Annotated in this window: 14 protein-coding genes, 3 tRNA genes and 1 other RNA gene; 14 read left to right on the top strand and 4 right to left on the bottom strand. The window is 63.9% G+C overall.

Annotation, left to right across the window (positions count from 1 at the left end; translation table 11 throughout):
- Nucleotides 1–41: 41 nt before the first annotated feature.
- From NDI89_RS18665 to NDI89_RS18680, 4 genes are all read left to right on the top strand, one after another.
- A complete protein-coding gene (locus NDI89_RS18665) occupies nt 42–1,769 on the top strand; it encodes an Hvo_1808 family surface protein (protein ID WP_277523723.1) in 1,728 nt (575 codons plus the stop codon).
- Between the two features lie 54 nt (nt 1,770–1,823).
- Nucleotides 1,824–3,320 carry an Hvo_1808 family surface protein gene (locus tag NDI89_RS18670; protein ID WP_277523725.1) on the top strand — a complete coding sequence of 499 codons (1,497 nt, stop codon included), beginning with the start codon at nt 1,824–1,826 and terminating at the stop codon, nt 3,318–3,320.
- 30 nt (nt 3,321–3,350) lie between these two features.
- Nucleotides 3,351–4,565: a nicotinate phosphoribosyltransferase gene (locus NDI89_RS18675; protein ID WP_277523726.1), complete on the top strand. Its 1,215-nt coding sequence runs from the start codon at nt 3,351–3,353 to the stop codon at nt 4,563–4,565.
- A 302-nt stretch (nt 4,566–4,867) separates the two neighbouring features.
- On the top strand, nt 4,868–6,055 hold the full coding sequence (locus NDI89_RS18680) for a hypothetical protein (RefSeq protein ID WP_277523727.1): 1,188 nt from the start codon (nt 4,868–4,870) through the stop codon (nt 6,053–6,055).
- Between the two features lie 78 nt (nt 6,056–6,133).
- Here the strand turns inward: NDI89_RS18680 and NDI89_RS18685 are convergent, their stop codons facing one another.
- Together NDI89_RS18685 and NDI89_RS18690 are read right to left on the bottom strand one after the other, a co-directional pair.
- On the bottom strand, nt 6,134–6,673 hold the full coding sequence (locus NDI89_RS18685) for a hypothetical protein (protein ID WP_277523728.1): 540 nt from the start codon (nt 6,671–6,673) through the stop codon (nt 6,134–6,136).
- Between the two features lie 191 nt (nt 6,674–6,864).
- Nucleotides 6,865–7,464 carry a TIGR00296 family protein gene (locus tag NDI89_RS18690; protein ID WP_226005211.1) on the bottom strand — a complete coding sequence of 200 codons (600 nt, stop codon included), beginning with the start codon at nt 7,462–7,464 and terminating at the stop codon, nt 6,865–6,867.
- 348 nt (nt 7,465–7,812) lie between these two features.
- On the opposite strand from NDI89_RS18690, the gene rnpB reads away from it, so the two are divergent.
- Nucleotides 7,813–8,189, top strand: an RNA gene (rnpB, locus tag NDI89_RS18695) — RNase P RNA component.
- Between the two features lie 450 nt (nt 8,190–8,639).
- A complete protein-coding gene (locus NDI89_RS18700; protein WP_277523729.1) occupies nt 8,640–9,470 on the top strand; it encodes an MBL fold metallo-hydrolase in 831 nt (276 codons plus the stop codon).
- A gap of 76 nt (nt 9,471–9,546) precedes the next feature.
- On the opposite strand, the gene NDI89_RS18705 is transcribed toward NDI89_RS18700, so the two are convergent.
- Nucleotides 9,547–9,619, bottom strand: a tRNA-Arg gene (locus NDI89_RS18705).
- Between the two features lie 184 nt (nt 9,620–9,803).
- Here NDI89_RS18705 and NDI89_RS18710 point away from each other — a divergent pair.
- The 4 genes from NDI89_RS18710 (at nt 9,804) to NDI89_RS18725 (ending at nt 13,581) form a co-directional block, all read left to right on the top strand.
- Complete coding sequence (locus tag NDI89_RS18710; protein ID WP_277523730.1) at nt 9,804–10,280, top strand: hypothetical protein; 477 nt, start codon at nt 9,804–9,806, stop codon at nt 10,278–10,280.
- 270 nt (nt 10,281–10,550) lie between these two features.
- A complete protein-coding gene (locus NDI89_RS18715; RefSeq protein WP_277523731.1) occupies nt 10,551–12,047 on the top strand; it encodes a single-stranded DNA binding protein in 1,497 nt (498 codons plus the stop codon).
- A gap of 66 nt (nt 12,048–12,113) precedes the next feature.
- A complete protein-coding gene (locus NDI89_RS18720; protein ID WP_226005215.1) occupies nt 12,114–12,545 on the top strand; it encodes a histone family protein in 432 nt (143 codons plus the stop codon).
- Between the two features lie 4 nt (nt 12,546–12,549).
- The gene (locus tag NDI89_RS18725; protein ID WP_277523732.1) at nt 12,550–13,581 is read left to right on the top strand and encodes a histone deacetylase family protein; all 1,032 of its coding nucleotides are present in this window, start codon (nt 12,550–12,552) and stop codon (nt 13,579–13,581) included.
- A gap of 38 nt (nt 13,582–13,619) precedes the next feature.
- Here the strand turns inward: NDI89_RS18725 and cca are convergent, their stop codons facing one another.
- Nucleotides 13,620–15,062, bottom strand: a complete 1,443-nt coding sequence (cca, locus tag NDI89_RS18730; RefSeq protein WP_277523733.1) for a CCA tRNA nucleotidyltransferase — start codon at nt 15,060–15,062, stop codon at nt 13,620–13,622.
- 95 nt (nt 15,063–15,157) lie between these two features.
- Between cca and NDI89_RS18735 the strand changes: the two genes are divergently transcribed.
- From NDI89_RS18735 to NDI89_RS18750, 4 genes are all read left to right on the top strand, one after another.
- Nucleotides 15,158–15,263 (top strand) — tRNA-Asn (locus NDI89_RS18735).
- A gap of 279 nt (nt 15,264–15,542) precedes the next feature.
- Nucleotides 15,543–16,127, top strand: a complete 585-nt coding sequence (locus tag NDI89_RS18740) for a MogA/MoaB family molybdenum cofactor biosynthesis protein (protein WP_277523734.1) — start codon at nt 15,543–15,545, stop codon at nt 16,125–16,127.
- A gap of 111 nt (nt 16,128–16,238) precedes the next feature.
- A complete protein-coding gene (locus tag NDI89_RS18745) occupies nt 16,239–16,367 on the top strand; it encodes a hypothetical protein (protein ID WP_277523735.1) in 129 nt (42 codons plus the stop codon).
- Between the two features lie 74 nt (nt 16,368–16,441).
- Nucleotides 16,442–16,516: transfer RNA gene (locus tag NDI89_RS18750), tRNA-Ile, on the top strand.
- The last annotated feature ends 596 nt before the right edge of the window (nt 16,517–17,112 follow it).

Consider the following 17,112-nt stretch of genomic DNA (forward strand, 5'->3'; position numbering starts at 1 on the left):
GCTTTTTGCACTCCTATCCCTAGGATCGCTATCCGATCCACATGAGATCGACGCGCACTCGGCCGTCCGTCGCCGTTCTGGTGGTAGTTCTTACCGTCTTGGTCGCGACCGGCGGGCTCGTCGGTCCGGCGGTGGCAGCGACTTCGGCCGCGAACTCGGCTGATTCTGCCGGATCGTCTCCCGACTCGGCGTCCGCCCTCCATGCACCTGCCTCCTCGAGTACTCCGGCTGTATCCGCCCAGAGTGACCGACCAGCGAACCCCTCGACCGAGGACACCGTGGGCTACGTCGAGGGCTACTGGTACGACGACGAACTGGCCGTCGACGATCAGTCGGACGCGGTCGTCGACGAGGCGGACCTCGATCCCGTCGTCTACCGGGCGATGGCCCGCGTCGAACGGATCCGAAACGTGACCTTCGAGGAGGCGGTCAGCGTCGACGTAATCTCCCGTGAGGAGTATCGAGAGACCAACGGCGACCGCTTTACCAATATCACGTCGGCGAACCGCCTCGAGCAGAACGTCGGCTACGAAGCGCTGTTCATGGTCGACCGGGACACCGAAGCGACCGACGCGACCGAGACGCTGTACGGCGGTGCCGTCGAGGGCTACTACGACCCCGCGACCGACGAGATCGTCATCGTCTCCGAGAACCCCGAGACGCCCGAGTTGAACGAACTGACGCTCGGCCACGAACTCGTCCACGCGCTGCAAGACCAGCGGTTCAATCTGTCGGCGCTCGAGGGTGCGACGCAGGACGAATCGCTCGCGATCGACGGCCTGGTCGAAGGCGATGCGGGACGGGTCGAACGCGAGTACGAGCGGCGGTGTGGGACCGATTGGTCCTGTCTCACGCCCAGTGACGGCGAGCAGTCCCAGTCGCTCGACGTCAACTGGGGCATCTACTTCACCGTCTATCAGCCCTACAGCGACGGTCCCGACTACGTCGACTACCTGCGCCAGCAGGGCGAGGGCTGGTCGGCGGTCGACGCAGCATACGACGACCCGCCCCGGACCTCGTCGGCCGTGATCCACCCCGGGTCCGAGCGCGAACCGGCCGCCATCTCAGTCCCCGACCGGTCGAGTGACGACTGGCGACAGCTGCGGGTCGACGGCGGCGTCGGGAACGATACCGTCGGGGAAGCGGGCATGGTCGCGATGTTCGCCGCCGACGCGCTCGCGGAGGACCGCGACTCGGTGATCGAAGCCACCGACCTCTATCAGAGCGGGACGACGGGGTTCAACTACAACCACTCGTACACGAACGGGTGGGCCGGCGACGAACTGGTGATCTATACGAACGACGACGCCAATGCGACGAGCGATCCGGCCGAGGCGGCCGGCCACGCGGGCTACGTCTGGCGAACGCAGTGGCAGTCCGGAACGGACACCCGGCAGTTCGTCGACGGCTACCTCCAGCTGCTCGAGAATCACGACGCCGAGTCCGTCGACGGGCGACAGGACACTTACGTGATCGACGACGGCGGCTACTCCGGTGCGTACTATCTCGACCGGAGCGGCCGGACGCTGACGATCGTCCGCGCTCCCTCGGTCGACGAACTGTCGGCCGTCGAAGCCGGCGCTGCACCCGAGGGCGAGGATACGCTCGAGGCCGGCGAGGGAAGCGACACCGGCGGTAGTATCGACACCATTCCCGGATTCGGTCCGGCCGCCGCAGTGAGTGCGATCGCGATCGTACTGTTCGGGGCGGGGAGCCGAATCGTCGTGGGCCGCCGTCGGACAGCCAGCGAGCGCCGTGACCGCGACTGATCACCGACGGGACCGATCGATGGCCACTTTACGATCTCGTCGAACGGTACTCCAATGAGGGTCAAACTGCTCGCGGTTCTCGTGCTGGTCGTCCTCTCGGGCTGTGCGCTTCCCGGCAATCCCGGCGCGTTCGACACCGATCGGGAACTCGGGTCCGTGGGCGACTATTCCCACGACGACGTCTTCGAGTTCGATACCAGCGACGGCCTCACCGAGGCCCAGCTCGAGGCCGTCAAATACCGCTCGATGGCCCGAATCGAAGTGGTTCGCGGGCTGAAGTACGAACGCGACGTCGAGCTCGAGGTGATGAACCGGTCCGAGTATCGCGACCAGCGGGCGGCCGGGACCGAGAACGCGTCGCCGTTCAGGAACGAACTCTGGCGCGGCGCGTTCGTGGTCGACGGCGAGACGGACGTCGATCGCGCGTTCGACGACCTCTACGGGGATTCCGTGCAGGGCTACTACGTGAACGACCGGATCGTCATCATCACCGACGATACCGAGAATATCAGGATCAACCGCCGAACGCTGGTCCACGAACTGACCCACGCGCTGCAGGATCAGCACTTCGGGATCGCACGCGAGAGCGAGACGATCGACGGGCTGCGAGCCGAAAACGGGCTCCTCGAGGGCGAAGCTGCGTACGTTCCGACTCGGTACGACCGCCGCTGTGGCGACGACTGGCAGTGTCTGCCGGATCGTCACTTCGCGACCGCCTCGGGAGAGGCCCTCGCCGAGCGCCCGTTCAACGTCGGCCTCTTCCTCTCGATCTACGTCCCCTACGCCGAGGGACCGACGTTCGTCGCCGATCTCCACGACCGCGGCGGCTGGGACGCTATCGATCGCGCTCACGCGAACCCGCCCCGGAGTACCACACAGCTGATTCACCCCGATCGCTACCCCGATACCGAACCGGTCGCCGTCGATATCCCGGACCGCTCGAGCGACGAGTGGCAGCCGATCACCGATAACACAGGCGATAGCGACGGCACTGACGGCGAGCCCGGAACGGAGACGATCGGCGAGGCGACGCTGTTCGCGACGCTCTGGGCCAACGGGGTGATCGAGCGCCCGCTCACCGAGGGCGCGGCCGAGTACTCGCAGTACAACTACTCGCATCCCGCGACCGCGGGCTGGGCCGGCGATAGCGTTCAGGTTTACCGTCACGTGAACGATTCCGACCGAACTGGCCACGTCTGGCGACTCTCCTGGGAGAGCCCAGCGGACGCGACGGCGTTCGCCGACGCGTACCGCCGACTGCTCACGAACCGCGGCGCGGACTCCGTCGAAACCGCTGGCGATGGAATCTACCGCGTTCCCGATGGCGACCCCTTCGCGGGCGCGTACCGCGTCTCCGTCACCGACGAGGCGGTCGAGATCGTCGGCGCGCCGACCGTCGACGACCTCGAGGGGGTCCACGCCACCGAGTCGGGCGTGAAGCGATCGCTCGAGCCGGCAGTCACTCGCGGTCCGGCGTCACCCCCGTCCCCGGCTGTCGCGACGTCGATCGCGGAACCGGCAGCGACGCCGCACACGCCGGCAGACGGGTAGCTTTTTTGCCTCCCACGGGAAACCGACGATATGTCAAATCCGTTTGGAACCGTCCCGCCGGAAGCGATTCTCGAGGGGGACGCCACCGACGCCTACTTCGAGCGCACGCGGGCCACGCTCGAGCACGCGGACAAGAGCCCCCACGTCGTCGCCGAAGTGACCGCCGATCAGTTTCCGACGGGAGAGTTCGAGGTTTTCACCGGCGTGAAAGACGTCGCGACGCTGTTCGAGGGCCGAAACGTCGACGTCGACGCGCTCCCCGACGGCCAGTTGTTCGACGGCGGCCCCGTCTGCCGAATCGAGGGCCCCTACCTCGAGTTCGCCGAACTCGAAACGTCGCTGCTGGGCTTCCTGTCGCAACCGAGCGGGTTCGCGACGGCCGCACTCGAGGCCCGATTCGCAGCCCCCGACTCGCTCGTGCTCTCCTTCGGCGCGCGTCACGTCCATCCCTCCATCGCGTCGACGGTCGAACGCGCGTCGCTGCTCGCCGGGCTCGACGGGTTCTCTCACGTGGCGGCGGGCGAGATCCTGGGCCGAGCGGCCGGCGGCACGATGCCCCACGCGCTCATGTTCTGTTTCGGCGAGGGCAACCAGGCCGAGGCCTGGACGGCGTTCGACGAGGCCGTCGGCGAGGACGTTCCCCGAATCGCGCTGACGGACACGTTCTGGGACGAGAAGAGCGAGAGCCTGTTGGCGGCCGAAACGCTCGGTGACGACCTCGACGGGGTCCGGCTGGACACGACCGGCTCGCGACGGGGCGATTTCCGACACATCGTCCGCGAAGTCCGCTGGGAACTCGATGCCCGCGGCCACGAGGACGTCGACATCTTCTGCAGCGGCGGCCTCGAGCCCGCGTCGATCCGCAACCTGCGCGACGTCGCCGACGGGTTCGGCGTCGGCAGTCACATCACCGGGGCCGACTCGGTGGACTTCAGCCTCGACATCGTCGAAATCAGCGAGGGATCTTCCGATCCCTCGAGCAGCCGGACGCAGTCCGGCGACGACGGTGAGCCGATCTCCAAGCGGGGCAAGCTCTCCGGCGTCAAAGACGTCTCCCGGACGCCCGACGGCGGCCATCACATCGCACTCGCCGACGGCGAGGAGCCGGACGAGGGGGCGGCGCTGCTCGAGCCCCTGATCCGCGACGGCGACGTCGTTCGCGAGTTCGATCTGGACGAAGCGACCGAACGGTGTCTCGAGGACGCCGGGGTGGTCGGGTTCGGACACGCGAACGACGGAGACTAGCTCTCGTCCGGTCTATTCTCGCCTTTCGGCTCGATCGCTCCGCTGATTTTCTCACTTCGGCCAGGAACCGACGGCCGTCCCATCGTCGGTACGAAGTGTATAATACCATTCTAACCGCTACCTAACGCAATTATAATACTATCGTAATGCGGGAAATTTCCATTAGGACGTCACGGGGCGAGTAAATACGACGGAATGGGGCGATTCTATTTGTCCGCTCTACGTCATAATATCCGAAAGTGTATTTGAAAAATACATTACTGTAAATTTATATATGCCGGCTGCTTGGTTCCTGACATACTATGGCAGCCACGTCCAGAAACGGAAAGGTATTGCTCGTGCTTGGAATACTGTTGGTCGCTCTCGACGGGCTCGGACTAACGGCCTTCGGTGGACCGTTGAGCGCCCTCGGCCCGGTCGTCGACTTCTGGTGGTTACTCGTTCTCGTTGGCGTTAGTTTGGTACTGCTTCCGCGACTCACGGCGAACACCGGTATCCCGTTCTTCGGAGTGGGAGGAAGCGCCACTCACGACCGACAGGATATCATCGCGGCGACGGACTGGTCCCGACTGGGACAGGACGCGTTCCGGAATTCCTACGGTATCGCGCTGACGGTATCCGCTGCCGTCCTGTTCGTTCTCGCGCTCGGTCTGCAGGAATTCGGTCTCGTCATCCTCTGGACCGGAGCCATGATCGTGGGGGCGCTGGTCATCGCTATTACCTGGCGCTCGTCCAACACTATCATCGATGATTACACGCAAACGATCTCCGTTCGAGCGCCCGATAATTTCGCGGCCCACTCGTTCCACATCGCCCTTCGACAGCGAGCGGAGGATCTCGGATACAGGATCGTGTCCACTACCTCTCCGACGGAAGGCGGTCAGCGTTCGGCAGTCTCCGACACCATTTTTCACGCTAACGGCGGCTTCAGGTCGCGGAACCGTCCAATCGAGGAATCGCGGCCGCTCGCTCCCGAGGTCGATGATGAATACCTCGAGCGAATCCTTACTGTCGCGACACTCGGTGTGTTCGCGTCACTGCTGGGAATAAGTCTCGTTAGCGTCGATCTCGGCGGCCCGTCCGTCCGAGCGCTCGGAGCCGTTCTCTTCATCGTCGGGGTCGCGGTCGTCGCGTACGACTACGCGATTCGGACGCGAGAGTGGGCGGAACTCTACTGTGTCGAGGAGGGAACGGTCTACTCGACGACCGTAAATCACTACACCGACGACGTGCTCGACGCGTTCGACTCGCCGAAGATCGATCCCAACACGTCGACGACCGAGACGGCCGCCGTCCTTTCGGTGACGGTCAGCGGCACCTGTACGCCGCTCTATGGCGAGGAACACGTCGAGGAAGACTTCGAAGCGCTCGTCGATGCCGTCGAAGCGGCCGCGGACGAATACCGGTTCGACATCGTCGACGGCAGTCCGGGAGATTCGCCCACCGAATCGCTCGCGTACGACGAAGCGGAGACGGCCAGCGAGACGTAAAATTCGCCATCATCGGAACTCGAAATCGTCTTTTCGCGTCCCTCCGGACCAGTCGCGGACAGCGGTTTTCGTCGAAAGTCACCGCTGTTGCCACGCGAACAGGACGCTCCCGAGACACCCGCCGAGGACGAACAGCACCGTCGATTCGATAGCGATCAGTAACAAGAACGGATCGAACAGGAGGGTCACGAACGCTTCTTCCGCCGGCGTTACGTCACCGGTGAAATAGCCCGGAAAGAGAACACTGTACGGAAGTGTGAGATCGGTGACTGGGACCGCCGTCGTCTGGTCGACGTGATTTCCCGGGTGCATTCGATCGATCGGATTCGTTCTGAACACGCGAAGCAATCCGATCAGTCGTCCGAGGCCCGACAACAGTACCAGAAATAGTACGGCCGGAAGCGTGACGACGACGCTTCGTGTCGTGCCGAAGACGATGCGTTCCGATGTCCGCATTCGATCCGTCCGCCACAGGATAACGGGGATTGCAGTGAGTCCGAGAACGACCGTCGACCAGACGGGCAGATACCCGCTGACGATCCAGTAGACGAGAAACGAATGGCAGACGATGACGACTGTACCCGTGATTTCGGGGAGTAACTGCTCGTGTCTCGACATTCGTGACACCCTCGACTGTATAAATACATAATACCCTGTCTCACGAGCGGTCGATCGGTCCGCGACCGATCGAAGCCGCCGCTGGTCCCCCGAATCTGCGGTCTACTGTACTCGACGTCGTCTCGAGCGGTACCAAACAGGGACCGTCAATGAATCGCGAGGAAATTATCGCAGTCGTCGCTCGGAACCAGTTAGACTTCTTCGATGCTGCCGTCGGCCTCGCGCTCCCGGAAAACCTGCCCCTCGAACAGCGTGACGACGACGTCGTCGTCCTGCCAGGCACCCGGCGCGAGCTTCGCCTTTCGACACGTTCGATCGAGGTACTCGCGTGCGCTCCAGTCGTTCTGGACCGGCACCGTCGGGTAGAGCCACCCGCCCTCGCCGCCGTCGATGGCGACGCCGTGGGTTCCGAGCTCGAGGTCCGCCAGCGGGTCATCCGTCAGGAGGACGTTCTTGACGGTACAGACCGAGACGGTGAGGTTCGGTAGCTCCGAGGGGCTGACCTCCGAGCCACAGGAGTCCTCGCTCGCGGCTTCGATCGCCGCGTCGACGATGACGTGGCCGAGCTGGTCGCCCGAGCGATAGCCGCCCGCACAGCCCCGCAGGCTCCCCCGGCCGCGGGTCGACTCGAGGCGGACGAACGCGCCGGTCCGTTCGTAGAAAGCCTCCCGCATGCTACCCGGTTGTTCTCGTTGCCCGTGTTGTACGTAAGACTCGACGGACTCGCGCGCGAGTTCGACCGCGCGAGCACCGTCTTCGTAGGAAAGGTCGACGCCCTGTCGCTGGGACATACAGATGGACAAGGGATTAGTCGTCCTAAAACGCTTCCATTCCTCTCGAGACTATGTTACGACACTGAATTGAGATGAATTCTCGAATTTCGGTTGCCGGAACTGTCGGACGGATCGACGTTCGAGCGAACGACGGGGGACAGCGTCGCAGCATCAGTCTCCGGCGACCGGGGAACTTATTCGCTAGAGGTTCCTATCAGGACTGGGAGAGAGAGCCTGGCTGCCGCGATGGTTCCGCCGGCAACGGTGGAACCACCTCCGACCGTGCCCCATCCTTCGGGATGTATCACGGCCACAACGTTGCCCGTCCCTCCGGACGCGCAACCCACTAACGTTGGCCAACCCTCCGGGTTGCCCAACGCACGCGAGGAAAGTCCCCCCACCTGTTCGGGCAGGTGACCGGACGCAAGTCCGGAGCGGGAGACCGCTGGCTCTGGAACAGAAACGACACGTCTCGGCCCGACCGATGACGCGTGCGAACCCGACCGAGAGGAAGGGGAGTTGACCCGCAGAGGGCGTGCGGTCGACGACGCATGGTTCGAACCCATGGATCACGTTCGACGTGATCGACCGCACACAGACGGCCGAGGAGCGATGGAACGGCGAATCCCCACCGGTGCAAGTCCGTGCCGTGGTAGCCCGAACGCCCCGCGGCGTCGCCGCGGACGGCACGGACGCTCAGCCGAATGCCGGGACGAACAGAAGGGGGCTTACTCCTCTCACCCAGTTTCGAATCCTCGAGTGGCGACGCCGTTCGACGTCCTCGGACCGCCTTCTTCCGAGACTGGCCAGTCAGCATAACCGGTCACGAGGGCGCTCGATTCCGTCGGCGGGCCACGCGTCCCCCATCCGTTAGTCCGTCTACCGGCCCTCTCGGCGGTGTTTTTAATGGGATGGCTTAGCATTTCCAGAGCCTCCGATCAGGCCTGTAGCGTGCGCTCTTCGCTCGAATTCTCGGTGCTCCCTTTCGAACGGTCAGCGTGACAGTTTCGATTGTTATATTCCCACTCGATTGAGATCGGAATTGAAGCGGAAACAGCAATCAATTATGTCCCCGTCTCTCTAATCGTGTTCTCGCACGAACGATCGCCCCGTGGACGCTGTTCCACGGACGACCGACGCGCTGCACCGAATCGTTCCGATACTCCTCGTCGCAACTGCCGTCCCGAAAACAGATGGTGACAGTCACGATCCTCGCCGATAATACGGTCGCGACCGGGATCCCGAAAGGGCTTCGCGGCGAGTGGGGATTCGCGGCGGCAGTCGGAGACGTGTTGCTCGACACTGGCCAATCCTCGAGCGCGCTCGACAACGCGCGTCGCCTCGACGTCGCCACTGACTTCGACGACATCGTACTGAGTCACGCTCACTACGACCACACGATGGGTCTCGACGCGTTCCTCGACCCGTCCGACAAGCCGACCGTGTACTGCCATCCCGACATCTGGAGCGAGCGGTTCATCCGAGAACCGGCGGACGGGAGGACGCTCGACGATCCGATTCACATCGGAATCCCCTACACGCGGGCCGAAGTCGACACCGGAGCCGACGTCGTCGAACACCGCGACCCCGTCGAGGTACGCGACGGTGTCTTCGCCCTCGGTGAAATCCCCCGGAACCACGCCGACAATCCCGTCCACCTTCGCAAGCGGGACGGCGAACTGGTCGACGATCCGGTCACGGACGATCAAGCCGTCGCCGTCCGAACGACCGACGGCACGGCGCTCGTCCTCGGGTGCTGTCACGCGGGACTTCGAAACACCGTCGAGTACGCTGAGACGGTCACCGGGACAGCGGTTCGCTACGTCATCGGTGGCACCCATCTCGTCGCCAGAGACGAGGCGGAAATCCACGCCATTGCGGACTGGTTAGACGGCAAACTCGAGCTATTCGCCGGTACGCACTGCACTGGCTTCGAGGCAGAGAAAATCCTCTCGGATCGTCTTCCGGACGCGTTCCGCTCCGTCGGCGTCGGGAGCGCTATCGACCTTCCGGCGACGGCCTGAGAACGACGAACCCTCTCCGCGTCCGTTTTCCAAGCTCGGACGACTCGCTCCGCTCGCGGTTTGGTGTCGACAGAAACGTCCTGACGGAGATTTGAACTCCGGTCCCTGGCTCCGCAAGCCAAGAGGATAGTCCACTACCCTATCAGGACTCATCTCTTCATACCCCGGTGAACATTAAAGCCCTTTCGAAAGGCTCCCGTCGCCGCCTCGGGGTTTCGTGCCGCTCGGTCGACGTTTTCGGTACTTCGAGCACCGCGCCTCCCCTACGAATCGCCTCCTCCCGTCCGCCGAAACGATAGGAACGGATTTAGTATCCGAGTACCGAGACGACGTATGCGACGACGGGGACTTCTCGAGCGGCTGGGTGCCGGTACCGGGGCGATTACGATGGGGACGGTCGCGGGCTGTCTACAGGCTCGAGAGGGCGAATCGGATTCGGACACCGAGGAGACGGGAACGGTCGTCGGGCAACGAATCGCCTCCGAAAGCGTCTGTGCCGAGGGATCGGAGGCCGACCAGGAGGCGATCGTCACGATTACCGCGGCCGGCGTCGAACTCTCCGGGTCGATCGAATCGCCGACGCCGTGTTACGACGCGGCGCTCTCGACCATCGAGTTCGTCTCTGCGAGCGAACTCGCCGTGACCGTGGGCCTCGAGGCGCAGGGCGGCGTCTGTCGAGACTGCCTCGGTCGGGTCGATTACACGGCGACGATCGAGATCGACGGGACGATTCCCGAGGCCGTCACGGTGACGCACGACGCCGCCGATGGCGAAACGGAGATCGAGAACGCGACCGCCGAGAGCGACTGACTGCGGCGACGCGGATCAGGCGATGCTCGAGGCGGCCGCCCGTCCGATTTCCGTGCCGTGATTTATATAGGATCGCGAGGCCAGAGCGTGGTATGACTCCCCGCTCGAGGACGATCGGCGTATGGGCTCGACCGACGGTCGGTGTCGGATCGGTCCCGGACGATTTTCACGATTCTCGCGTCGTGGGTCCCGTTCACGTCGAACGCGGTACGACACCGAGATACCGAATGGATAACGCTTATGCGCGGGCTACCCATGCACGAGCATAGAATGAGCGACATCGAGGGCGTATATGAGGACCTCGAGGCCGACGTTTCTCTCGAGGAGTTTCGCGAGGCCGTCGAGGCGAAAGTCGAGCAGATGGGTGGACTCGCGGACGAGGAGACGGCGGCGATGCTCGTCGCTCACGAGGTCGGCGAGAGCGAGGTCGGCGGTATCGCCGACATCGAACCCGGCATGGAGGAGGCGAAGTTCGTCGCCAAGGTCCTCTCGATCGGCGAGAAACGGACGTTCGAACGCGACGGCGAGGACGAGGACGGCCAGGTCGTCAACGTCGAAGTGGCGGACGAGACCGGCTCCGTCCGGGCGGCCTTCTGGGACGATCACGCGGAAGCCGCGATCGACGAACTCGAGGAGGGACAGGTCCTGCGAATCAAGGGCCGACCCAAGGAGGGATTCAGCGGCGTCGAGATCAGCGTCGACAACGTCGAACCCGATCCGGACACCGAGATCGACGTCCAGATCTCCGACACGTACACCGTCGAGGACCTCTCGCTCGGCCTCTCGAACGTCAACCTCGTCGGGCTGCTTCTGGACACCGACAGCGTGCGTACCTTCGACCGCGACGACGGCTCCGAGGGGAAGGTCTCGAACCTCGTTCTGGGCGATTCGACGGGTCGCATCCGAGTCACGCTCTGGGACGAACAGGCCGACCTCGCGACGGAACTCGAGGCCGGCACGACCGTCGAGGTGATCGACGGCTACGTCAAGGAACGCGACGGGAGCCTCGAGCTCCACGTCGGCAACCGCGGGGCGGTCGAGGAAGTCGACGAAGACGTCGAGTACGTCCCCGAGAATACGCCGATCGACGACCTCGAGATCGACCAGACGGTCGATATCGCAGGCGTCGTCCGCTCGGCCGATCCGAAACGGACCTTCGACCGGGACGACGGCTCCGAGGGCCAGGTTCGAAACATCCGCGTGCAGGACGCGACCGGCGACATCCGCGTCGCCCTCTGGGGTGACAAGGCCGACATCGACGTGGGCCCGGGCGACGAAGTCGCACTCGGCGACGTCGAGATCCAGGACGGCTGGCAGGACGACCTCGAGGCCTCCGCGGGCTGGCAGTCGACGATCACGGTCCTCGAGTCGGACTCGGCCGGCGGCAGTGGTTCCGAACGCGATACCGACGCCTCGAGCGACGAGAACGCTGGCCTGTCGGCCTTCGCCGGTGAGGACGGGTCGGATACGGAGACGGCGGCGGACGGGACCGGTTCGACTACTTCGAGCGATGCTTCCGGTACAGCGGCCGAAACCACGCCCGAGCGGGACGATCCCGACGGTACCGGTGCCGAATCGGACGATCCCTCGGACGGAGCGGAACTCGAGTTCACCGGCGTCGTCGTGCAGGCGGGAGACCCGATCGTTCTCGACGACGGCGAGACGACGATGAGCGTCACGACGGACGTCGACGTCGGCCTCGGCGAGGAGGTAACCGCCCGAGGGATCGTCCGTGACGGTCGTCTCGAGGCGAACGACGTGTTCTGACGCCGCGAGCAACCTCATCGGCCACCTAGGAAAAGCGTTAAGGGAGTTAGCTTCGCCTATCATGATATGAACGTCGAACTCCCGTTCGCCCCGGTGGATACGATCATCCGGCGGAACGCGGGCGACCTTCGGGTGAGTGCTGACGCGTCGAAGCAACTCGCAACGCGGATTCAGGAACACGGGAGCGACCTCGCAATCGACGCGGCCGAGGAGGCGACGACGGACGGCCGCAAGACGCTGATGGCCCAGGATTTCGGCGTCGAGCGGGTCGTCGACAAGGACGACCTCGAGTTACCGGTCGCCCCGGTCGACCGAATCGCCAGGCTCGAAATCGACGACCGCTATCGCGTCTCGATGGACGCCCGCGTCGCACTGGCCGATATTCTCGAAGACTACGCGGACAACGTCGCCCGGGCGGCCGCGATTCTCGCGCACCACGCCGACCGGCGGACCATCACCGACGACGACATCGAGACGTACTTCTCGTTGTTCGAGTAAGCAGATGCAGTTCGGCTACAGCGAGCTCTGTCTCGCACACGATCCCGGTTCGCGCCACCCGGAGTCGCCGGACCGGCTACGGGCGATTCGGGAGCGACTGAAGAAGAAACACGGCGTCGAGTACGTCGAGGCCGACGCCTGCGACCTCGACACGATGGCGGCCGTCCACGAACGCGACTATCTCGAGTCCGTCCGGGCGTTCTGCGCCGACGGCGGCGGGAGTTGGGACCCCGACACGACAGCCGTCGAAGAAACGTGGGAGGCGGCCGGTCGGAGCGCCGGGCTCGCCTGCTGGGCCGCCGACGCGGCTCTCGAGGGTGCGACGGGTCGGAATACGCCCTTCTCGATCGGTCGCCCGCCGGGACATCACGCCGTCTACGACAACGCGATGGGGTTCTGTTTCGTCAACAACGTCGCCGTCGCCGCCCAGCACGCGCTCGATCACGACGAGTACGACGTCGACCGGGTCGCGATCATCGACTGGGACGTCCACCACGGTAACGGGACGCAGGATATCTTCTACGACCGCGGCGACGTTTTCTTCGTCTCGCTGCACGAGCAGGGGCTCTATCCCGGCACCGGCGACGTCGACGAGATCGGTGAGGGTGCGGGTGAGGGGACGACGATGAACATCCCGATGCCGGCCGGAACCGACGATCGCGAGTATCTGGCCGCGTTCGACGGGCCGATCGCCGCCGCGCTCACCGAGTACGATCCGGATCTGCTGTTGATCAGCGCCGGCTTCGACGCGCATCGTCACGACCCGATCTCGCGTATTCGACTCTCGACGGAGGCCTACGCCCTGCTGAGCGACCGGGTCCGATCGCTCGCCGATGACACCGACGCAGCACTGGCGTTCGTCCTCGAAGGCGGCTACGGACTGGACGTGCTCGCCGACAGCGTCGCGCTCGTCCACGAGACGTTCGACGGCCGCGAGCCGATCGAACCCGACGACGAGCCGGGCGAGAACGCCGAATCGACGCTCGAGGACGTCTGTGAGGCACACGATCTCGAGTTAGACGTCGACGAGCTGTAGCGCCCCCGACTCGTTCGGGCTGTTCTTCCCGGTCGAATTCAGGGACGGGGCTGGAAGTATTCCGCAAGTTCCGTCCCGAACTCTTCGAGGAGCCCAGTTACGTCTTCATCGACCAGAACCTCGTACCCGTCCTCGAGCGCCGTTTCGACGTGTGCGCCCAGTCCCACGTCGAAGAGGCGATCGCTCTCGAGGAACTCGCGAGCGGTAGTGAACTCGCGCTCTCGCTCGGTGACGTAGCGTCCGTCCTCGATGAACGGGCCGTACGCAGTCGGATCGTCCGCGTAGGTGTCGTAGAACCCTTCGGCGTGGTCGCGAACGTGGACCGGCGGTCCCCGGTGGCGCTCGACGGCGGGACGCTCGCTGACGGCGAGTTCCGCGAAGACGACGGCGGTGTCATCTGCGATCGCTGTCGCTCGAAAGACATCGAATCCGCGGTCGTCTAGCCCTCGCGTGACCCCCGCGAGGGACTTCTGGAGTTGCGGATAGAGCTGATCCTCGACGAGGTCGGGCGCTTCGAATCGGATCGCCACGGGAGTCGTTCCTCGCCCGTCGAGGTGCTCGCGGAGTTCTGCTTCGGCCAACGGCTCCGGCTCGCGGGACTCGAAGCGGTCGAGTTGTGGCTCCTCGAGGAGTTCGCGAGCGTAGTGTTGGAACCGGGCGACGTTCGCCGCCGAGCAGACGGCGGCGACGTTGCGTTCCGGGTCCGTCGGATCGATGACGATCAGCGGATCGTCGAACGGCGGATCGCCGTCGCTGACCACCTCGTCTCGAGACGACGAACCCGTCCCGCGTGCGTGACCGTGATCCTCGGGATCGAGTACGACCGGCGGATGCCAGTCGGCTGCGGCCTCGATCAGCGGCCGAAAGCCACCGTACTCACAGACGAGCAACTCCGTGAGGTAGCCACTGAACCCTCGGGTCCGAAGATCACTGCCGTAGACGCCGATCCCCTTCAGGAACTGCTTCGTGACGCGGACGTCCCCGGCGAGGTCGTCGTCCAGTCGCTCTCGGAGGTACTGGGTGTGGAACGGCGTCCGATCGACGGCCGAGCGAATCTCGGTGGCCGACTCGAGCCGAAAACAGGGGACGACGTCGATGTCGAAGCCGTCGACCTCCCCTTTCACGTAGGGGTGTTCGGCGTACTCCTCGTGCCCGTCCGGGAGGGTCGCATGGCCGACTGCGAGGCCGTACTCCTCCAGGGTCTCCCGGTCGAGTTCCGGCGGGAATCGGACGAAAACGTCGATATCCCGGTCGCCGCTGATCCAGGTGTTGCGGGCGGTCGACCCGACCTGCAACACGTCGGCGCCGGCACACCGCTCCGTCGCCGCGACTCCGGCGCGATCCATGAGCCGATCGGCCACCTCGCGGAGCCGCGCGCGTTCGTCCTCGTCCGGATCGACGCGGTCTCGAACCTCGGCGACGACTCGCTCGAGGTCGCGATTCCCGTCTCCATCGTCGGACTCGTCGTCCTCCTCGCTCATTGAATGAGCGTACTCGAGCGGTGCGTGAAAGAGTGTCGAACACGATGCGGGCAAAACGAAAGCCCTATCAAATGCACCCGGCTATCAGGAGATGAGCCGAAGTAGCTCAGATGGTAGAGCACCTCGCTGTTACGGCGACGCAGGTACTGCCTGTTCGCCGCAGATACGAGGTTGTCCCAGGTTCGAGTCCTGGCTTCGGCGCTTCTTCCCGATTCACAATAGATAGACCGAGCTCCTGCTCTTGGTAGCATTCCGTTGTGAATACGTGGTCGAACCCCCTCCGTTCACTATCCGATATTCGACCTCCGATCTGGCGGCGCGTCCATCCCTGCTCGATCGACCGAGTGTGACGGGGTGCTTGAGGAACTTCGACAGCCGTAATCCCGATTCGCGATCGATGCGGACGGCTACTCGGAGTAGTGGCACAGCACTCGGCTATCCGAGGGAGGTATTATCGTTCTCCAGCAGCGATATGAGTACATGACCAGCGATCACGACGACCGACGGAGTACCGACGATCACGGCCACGACATCATCGACCCGCTCCACGTGGGGATCGTCACCGTCTCGAGTTCACGCGCGGGCGAAGACGACCCCGACGATCCGGGTGGCGACACGGTCCAAGCGTGTTTCGAGGCCGACGGCCACGAGGTCAGCGAACGCCTGCTGGTTCGCGACGACTACTCGGCGATTCGGACTGCGGTACGAGGACTGGTCGCACGCCGAGATATCGACGTCGTGTGCACCACCGGCGGTACCGGCGTCACCGTCGACGACGTCTCCCCCGAGGCGACGGCATCCCTGTTCGAGCGAGAGTTACCGGGCTTTGGCGAGTTGTTCCGCTCGCTCTCCTGGGACGAAGTCGGCACGCGAGCGATGGCCTCGCGTGCGACAGCTGGGATCGCCGTCGACACGCCGGTTTTCTGCCTCCCCGGTAGCAAAAGCGCCTGTGAAACCGCGTGCGAGGAACTGATCGTCCCCGAGACGCCACACCTCGCCGGACTGGCGACGCGTCACCGCGCCGGAACGAGCGACCAGACGCTCGCGGACTATCAGCCCGAATAGGCTCGACGTCCGCCCCCTCCTTCACTGGTGCGTCTGCAGTGTCTCTACCGGCGAGCAGTCACTATCCCTGAACCAGCCTTTATTGAACGCGAACGCGTTCATTCGAGTGCTATGTGTCATCACTTCGAATCCCTAGCCGACCTCGAAGCCGAAGAGCGCGAAGACGTACTCGAGGACCACAGCGAAGCCGAGCTGGACGCTGCACTGAGTGACGACGAACTCGAGGCGTTGCGTGCGTAGGCGTCGTCAATCCTTTTTATCGTGCAGACTCGACAGCAAACGTTAATTAGCACGCGCGATTCCTCCCGATTGGAGGGCCCTTAGCTCAGTCTGGTTAGAGCGCTCGGCTCATAACCGAGTGGTCGATGGTTCGAATCCGTCAGGGCCCATGGAGCCTGCCAGCGACGATCGACTCTGTATGCTACGTGGTAATTCGAACTCGAGGAGTCACAGCACGCGACCGTAACCCGGATCGTCAGACACTACTCCTGCGAGTGATACGGACGGTGCTCCGAGAGAATGTCCAACCCTATCTCCGACTTTTTCGGTGAAAGAACCTGTGATGGTTCGGGTTCTGTGGATCCGGAACTCGAACGCAATCGAACTGATTCGTGTCCGTCCTGTTGTGATTTGCCAGGGGACCTGGCAAATAGCTGGTTGCTTTGACTCTGGCACAGTATTTGGACGTTCCCGTGTTGTGTGTTACTACCTACCTTCGGAGGTATGGTTCGCAGGCCTTAAGTAGTGATCCGGGATTATGAATAGATACGAAGGAAGAGGCGAGGTGCGCGACGCACTTCGCCACCTTGGATGGCTCGAGTCCGAAGGGGTTATGTACCCCAGACGGCTTACGAATACATCCGCAAGAGATGAGGATTCCACCCCTGCGGTCCGCCGTACAGATGGGATCTGATGTTAGCCTTGGTAGTTCGGTGACGCCCGATCGGTCGGCGATCATCGCGTCATCGAACGTGGACCATTATGT

It is taken from the genome of Natrinema salsiterrestre, from assembly GCF_029502005.1.
Classification (GTDB): Archaea; Halobacteriota; Halobacteria; order Halobacteriales; family Natrialbaceae; genus Natrinema; species Natrinema salsiterrestre.

What these genes read in the sequence shown, in the direction of transcription:
- NDI89_RS18665 (WP_277523723.1), top strand. Translation starts at nt 42, where the DNA reads ATGAGATCGACGCGCACTCGGCCGTCCGTCGCCGTTCTGGTGGTAGTT.
- NDI89_RS18670 (WP_277523725.1), top strand. Translation starts at nt 1,824, where the DNA reads ATGAGGGTCAAACTGCTCGCGGTTCTCGTGCTGGTCGTCCTCTCGGGC.
- NDI89_RS18675 (WP_277523726.1), top strand. Translation starts at nt 3,351, where the DNA reads ATGTCAAATCCGTTTGGAACCGTCCCGCCGGAAGCGATTCTCGAGGGG.
- NDI89_RS18680 (WP_277523727.1), top strand. Translation starts at nt 4,868, where the DNA reads ATGGCAGCCACGTCCAGAAACGGAAAGGTATTGCTCGTGCTTGGAATA.
- NDI89_RS18685 (WP_277523728.1), bottom strand. Translation starts at nt 6,673, where the DNA reads ATGTCGAGACACGAGCAGTTACTCCCCGAAATCACGGGTACAGTCGTC.
- NDI89_RS18690 (WP_226005211.1), bottom strand. Translation starts at nt 7,464, where the DNA reads ATGTCCCAGCGACAGGGCGTCGACCTTTCCTACGAAGACGGTGCTCGC.
- NDI89_RS18700 (WP_277523729.1), top strand. Translation starts at nt 8,640, where the DNA reads ATGGTGACAGTCACGATCCTCGCCGATAATACGGTCGCGACCGGGATC.
- NDI89_RS18710 (WP_277523730.1), top strand. Translation starts at nt 9,804, where the DNA reads ATGCGACGACGGGGACTTCTCGAGCGGCTGGGTGCCGGTACCGGGGCG.
- NDI89_RS18715 (WP_277523731.1), top strand. Translation starts at nt 10,551, where the DNA reads ATGAGCGACATCGAGGGCGTATATGAGGACCTCGAGGCCGACGTTTCT.
- NDI89_RS18720 (WP_226005215.1), top strand. Translation starts at nt 12,114, where the DNA reads ATGAACGTCGAACTCCCGTTCGCCCCGGTGGATACGATCATCCGGCGG.
- NDI89_RS18725 (WP_277523732.1), top strand. Translation starts at nt 12,550, where the DNA reads ATGCAGTTCGGCTACAGCGAGCTCTGTCTCGCACACGATCCCGGTTCG.
- cca (WP_277523733.1), bottom strand. Translation starts at nt 15,062, where the DNA reads ATGAGCGAGGAGGACGACGAGTCCGACGATGGAGACGGGAATCGCGAC.
- NDI89_RS18740 (WP_277523734.1), top strand. Translation starts at nt 15,543, where the DNA reads ATGACCAGCGATCACGACGACCGACGGAGTACCGACGATCACGGCCAC.
- NDI89_RS18745 (WP_277523735.1), top strand. Translation starts at nt 16,239, where the DNA reads ATGTGTCATCACTTCGAATCCCTAGCCGACCTCGAAGCCGAAGAGCGC.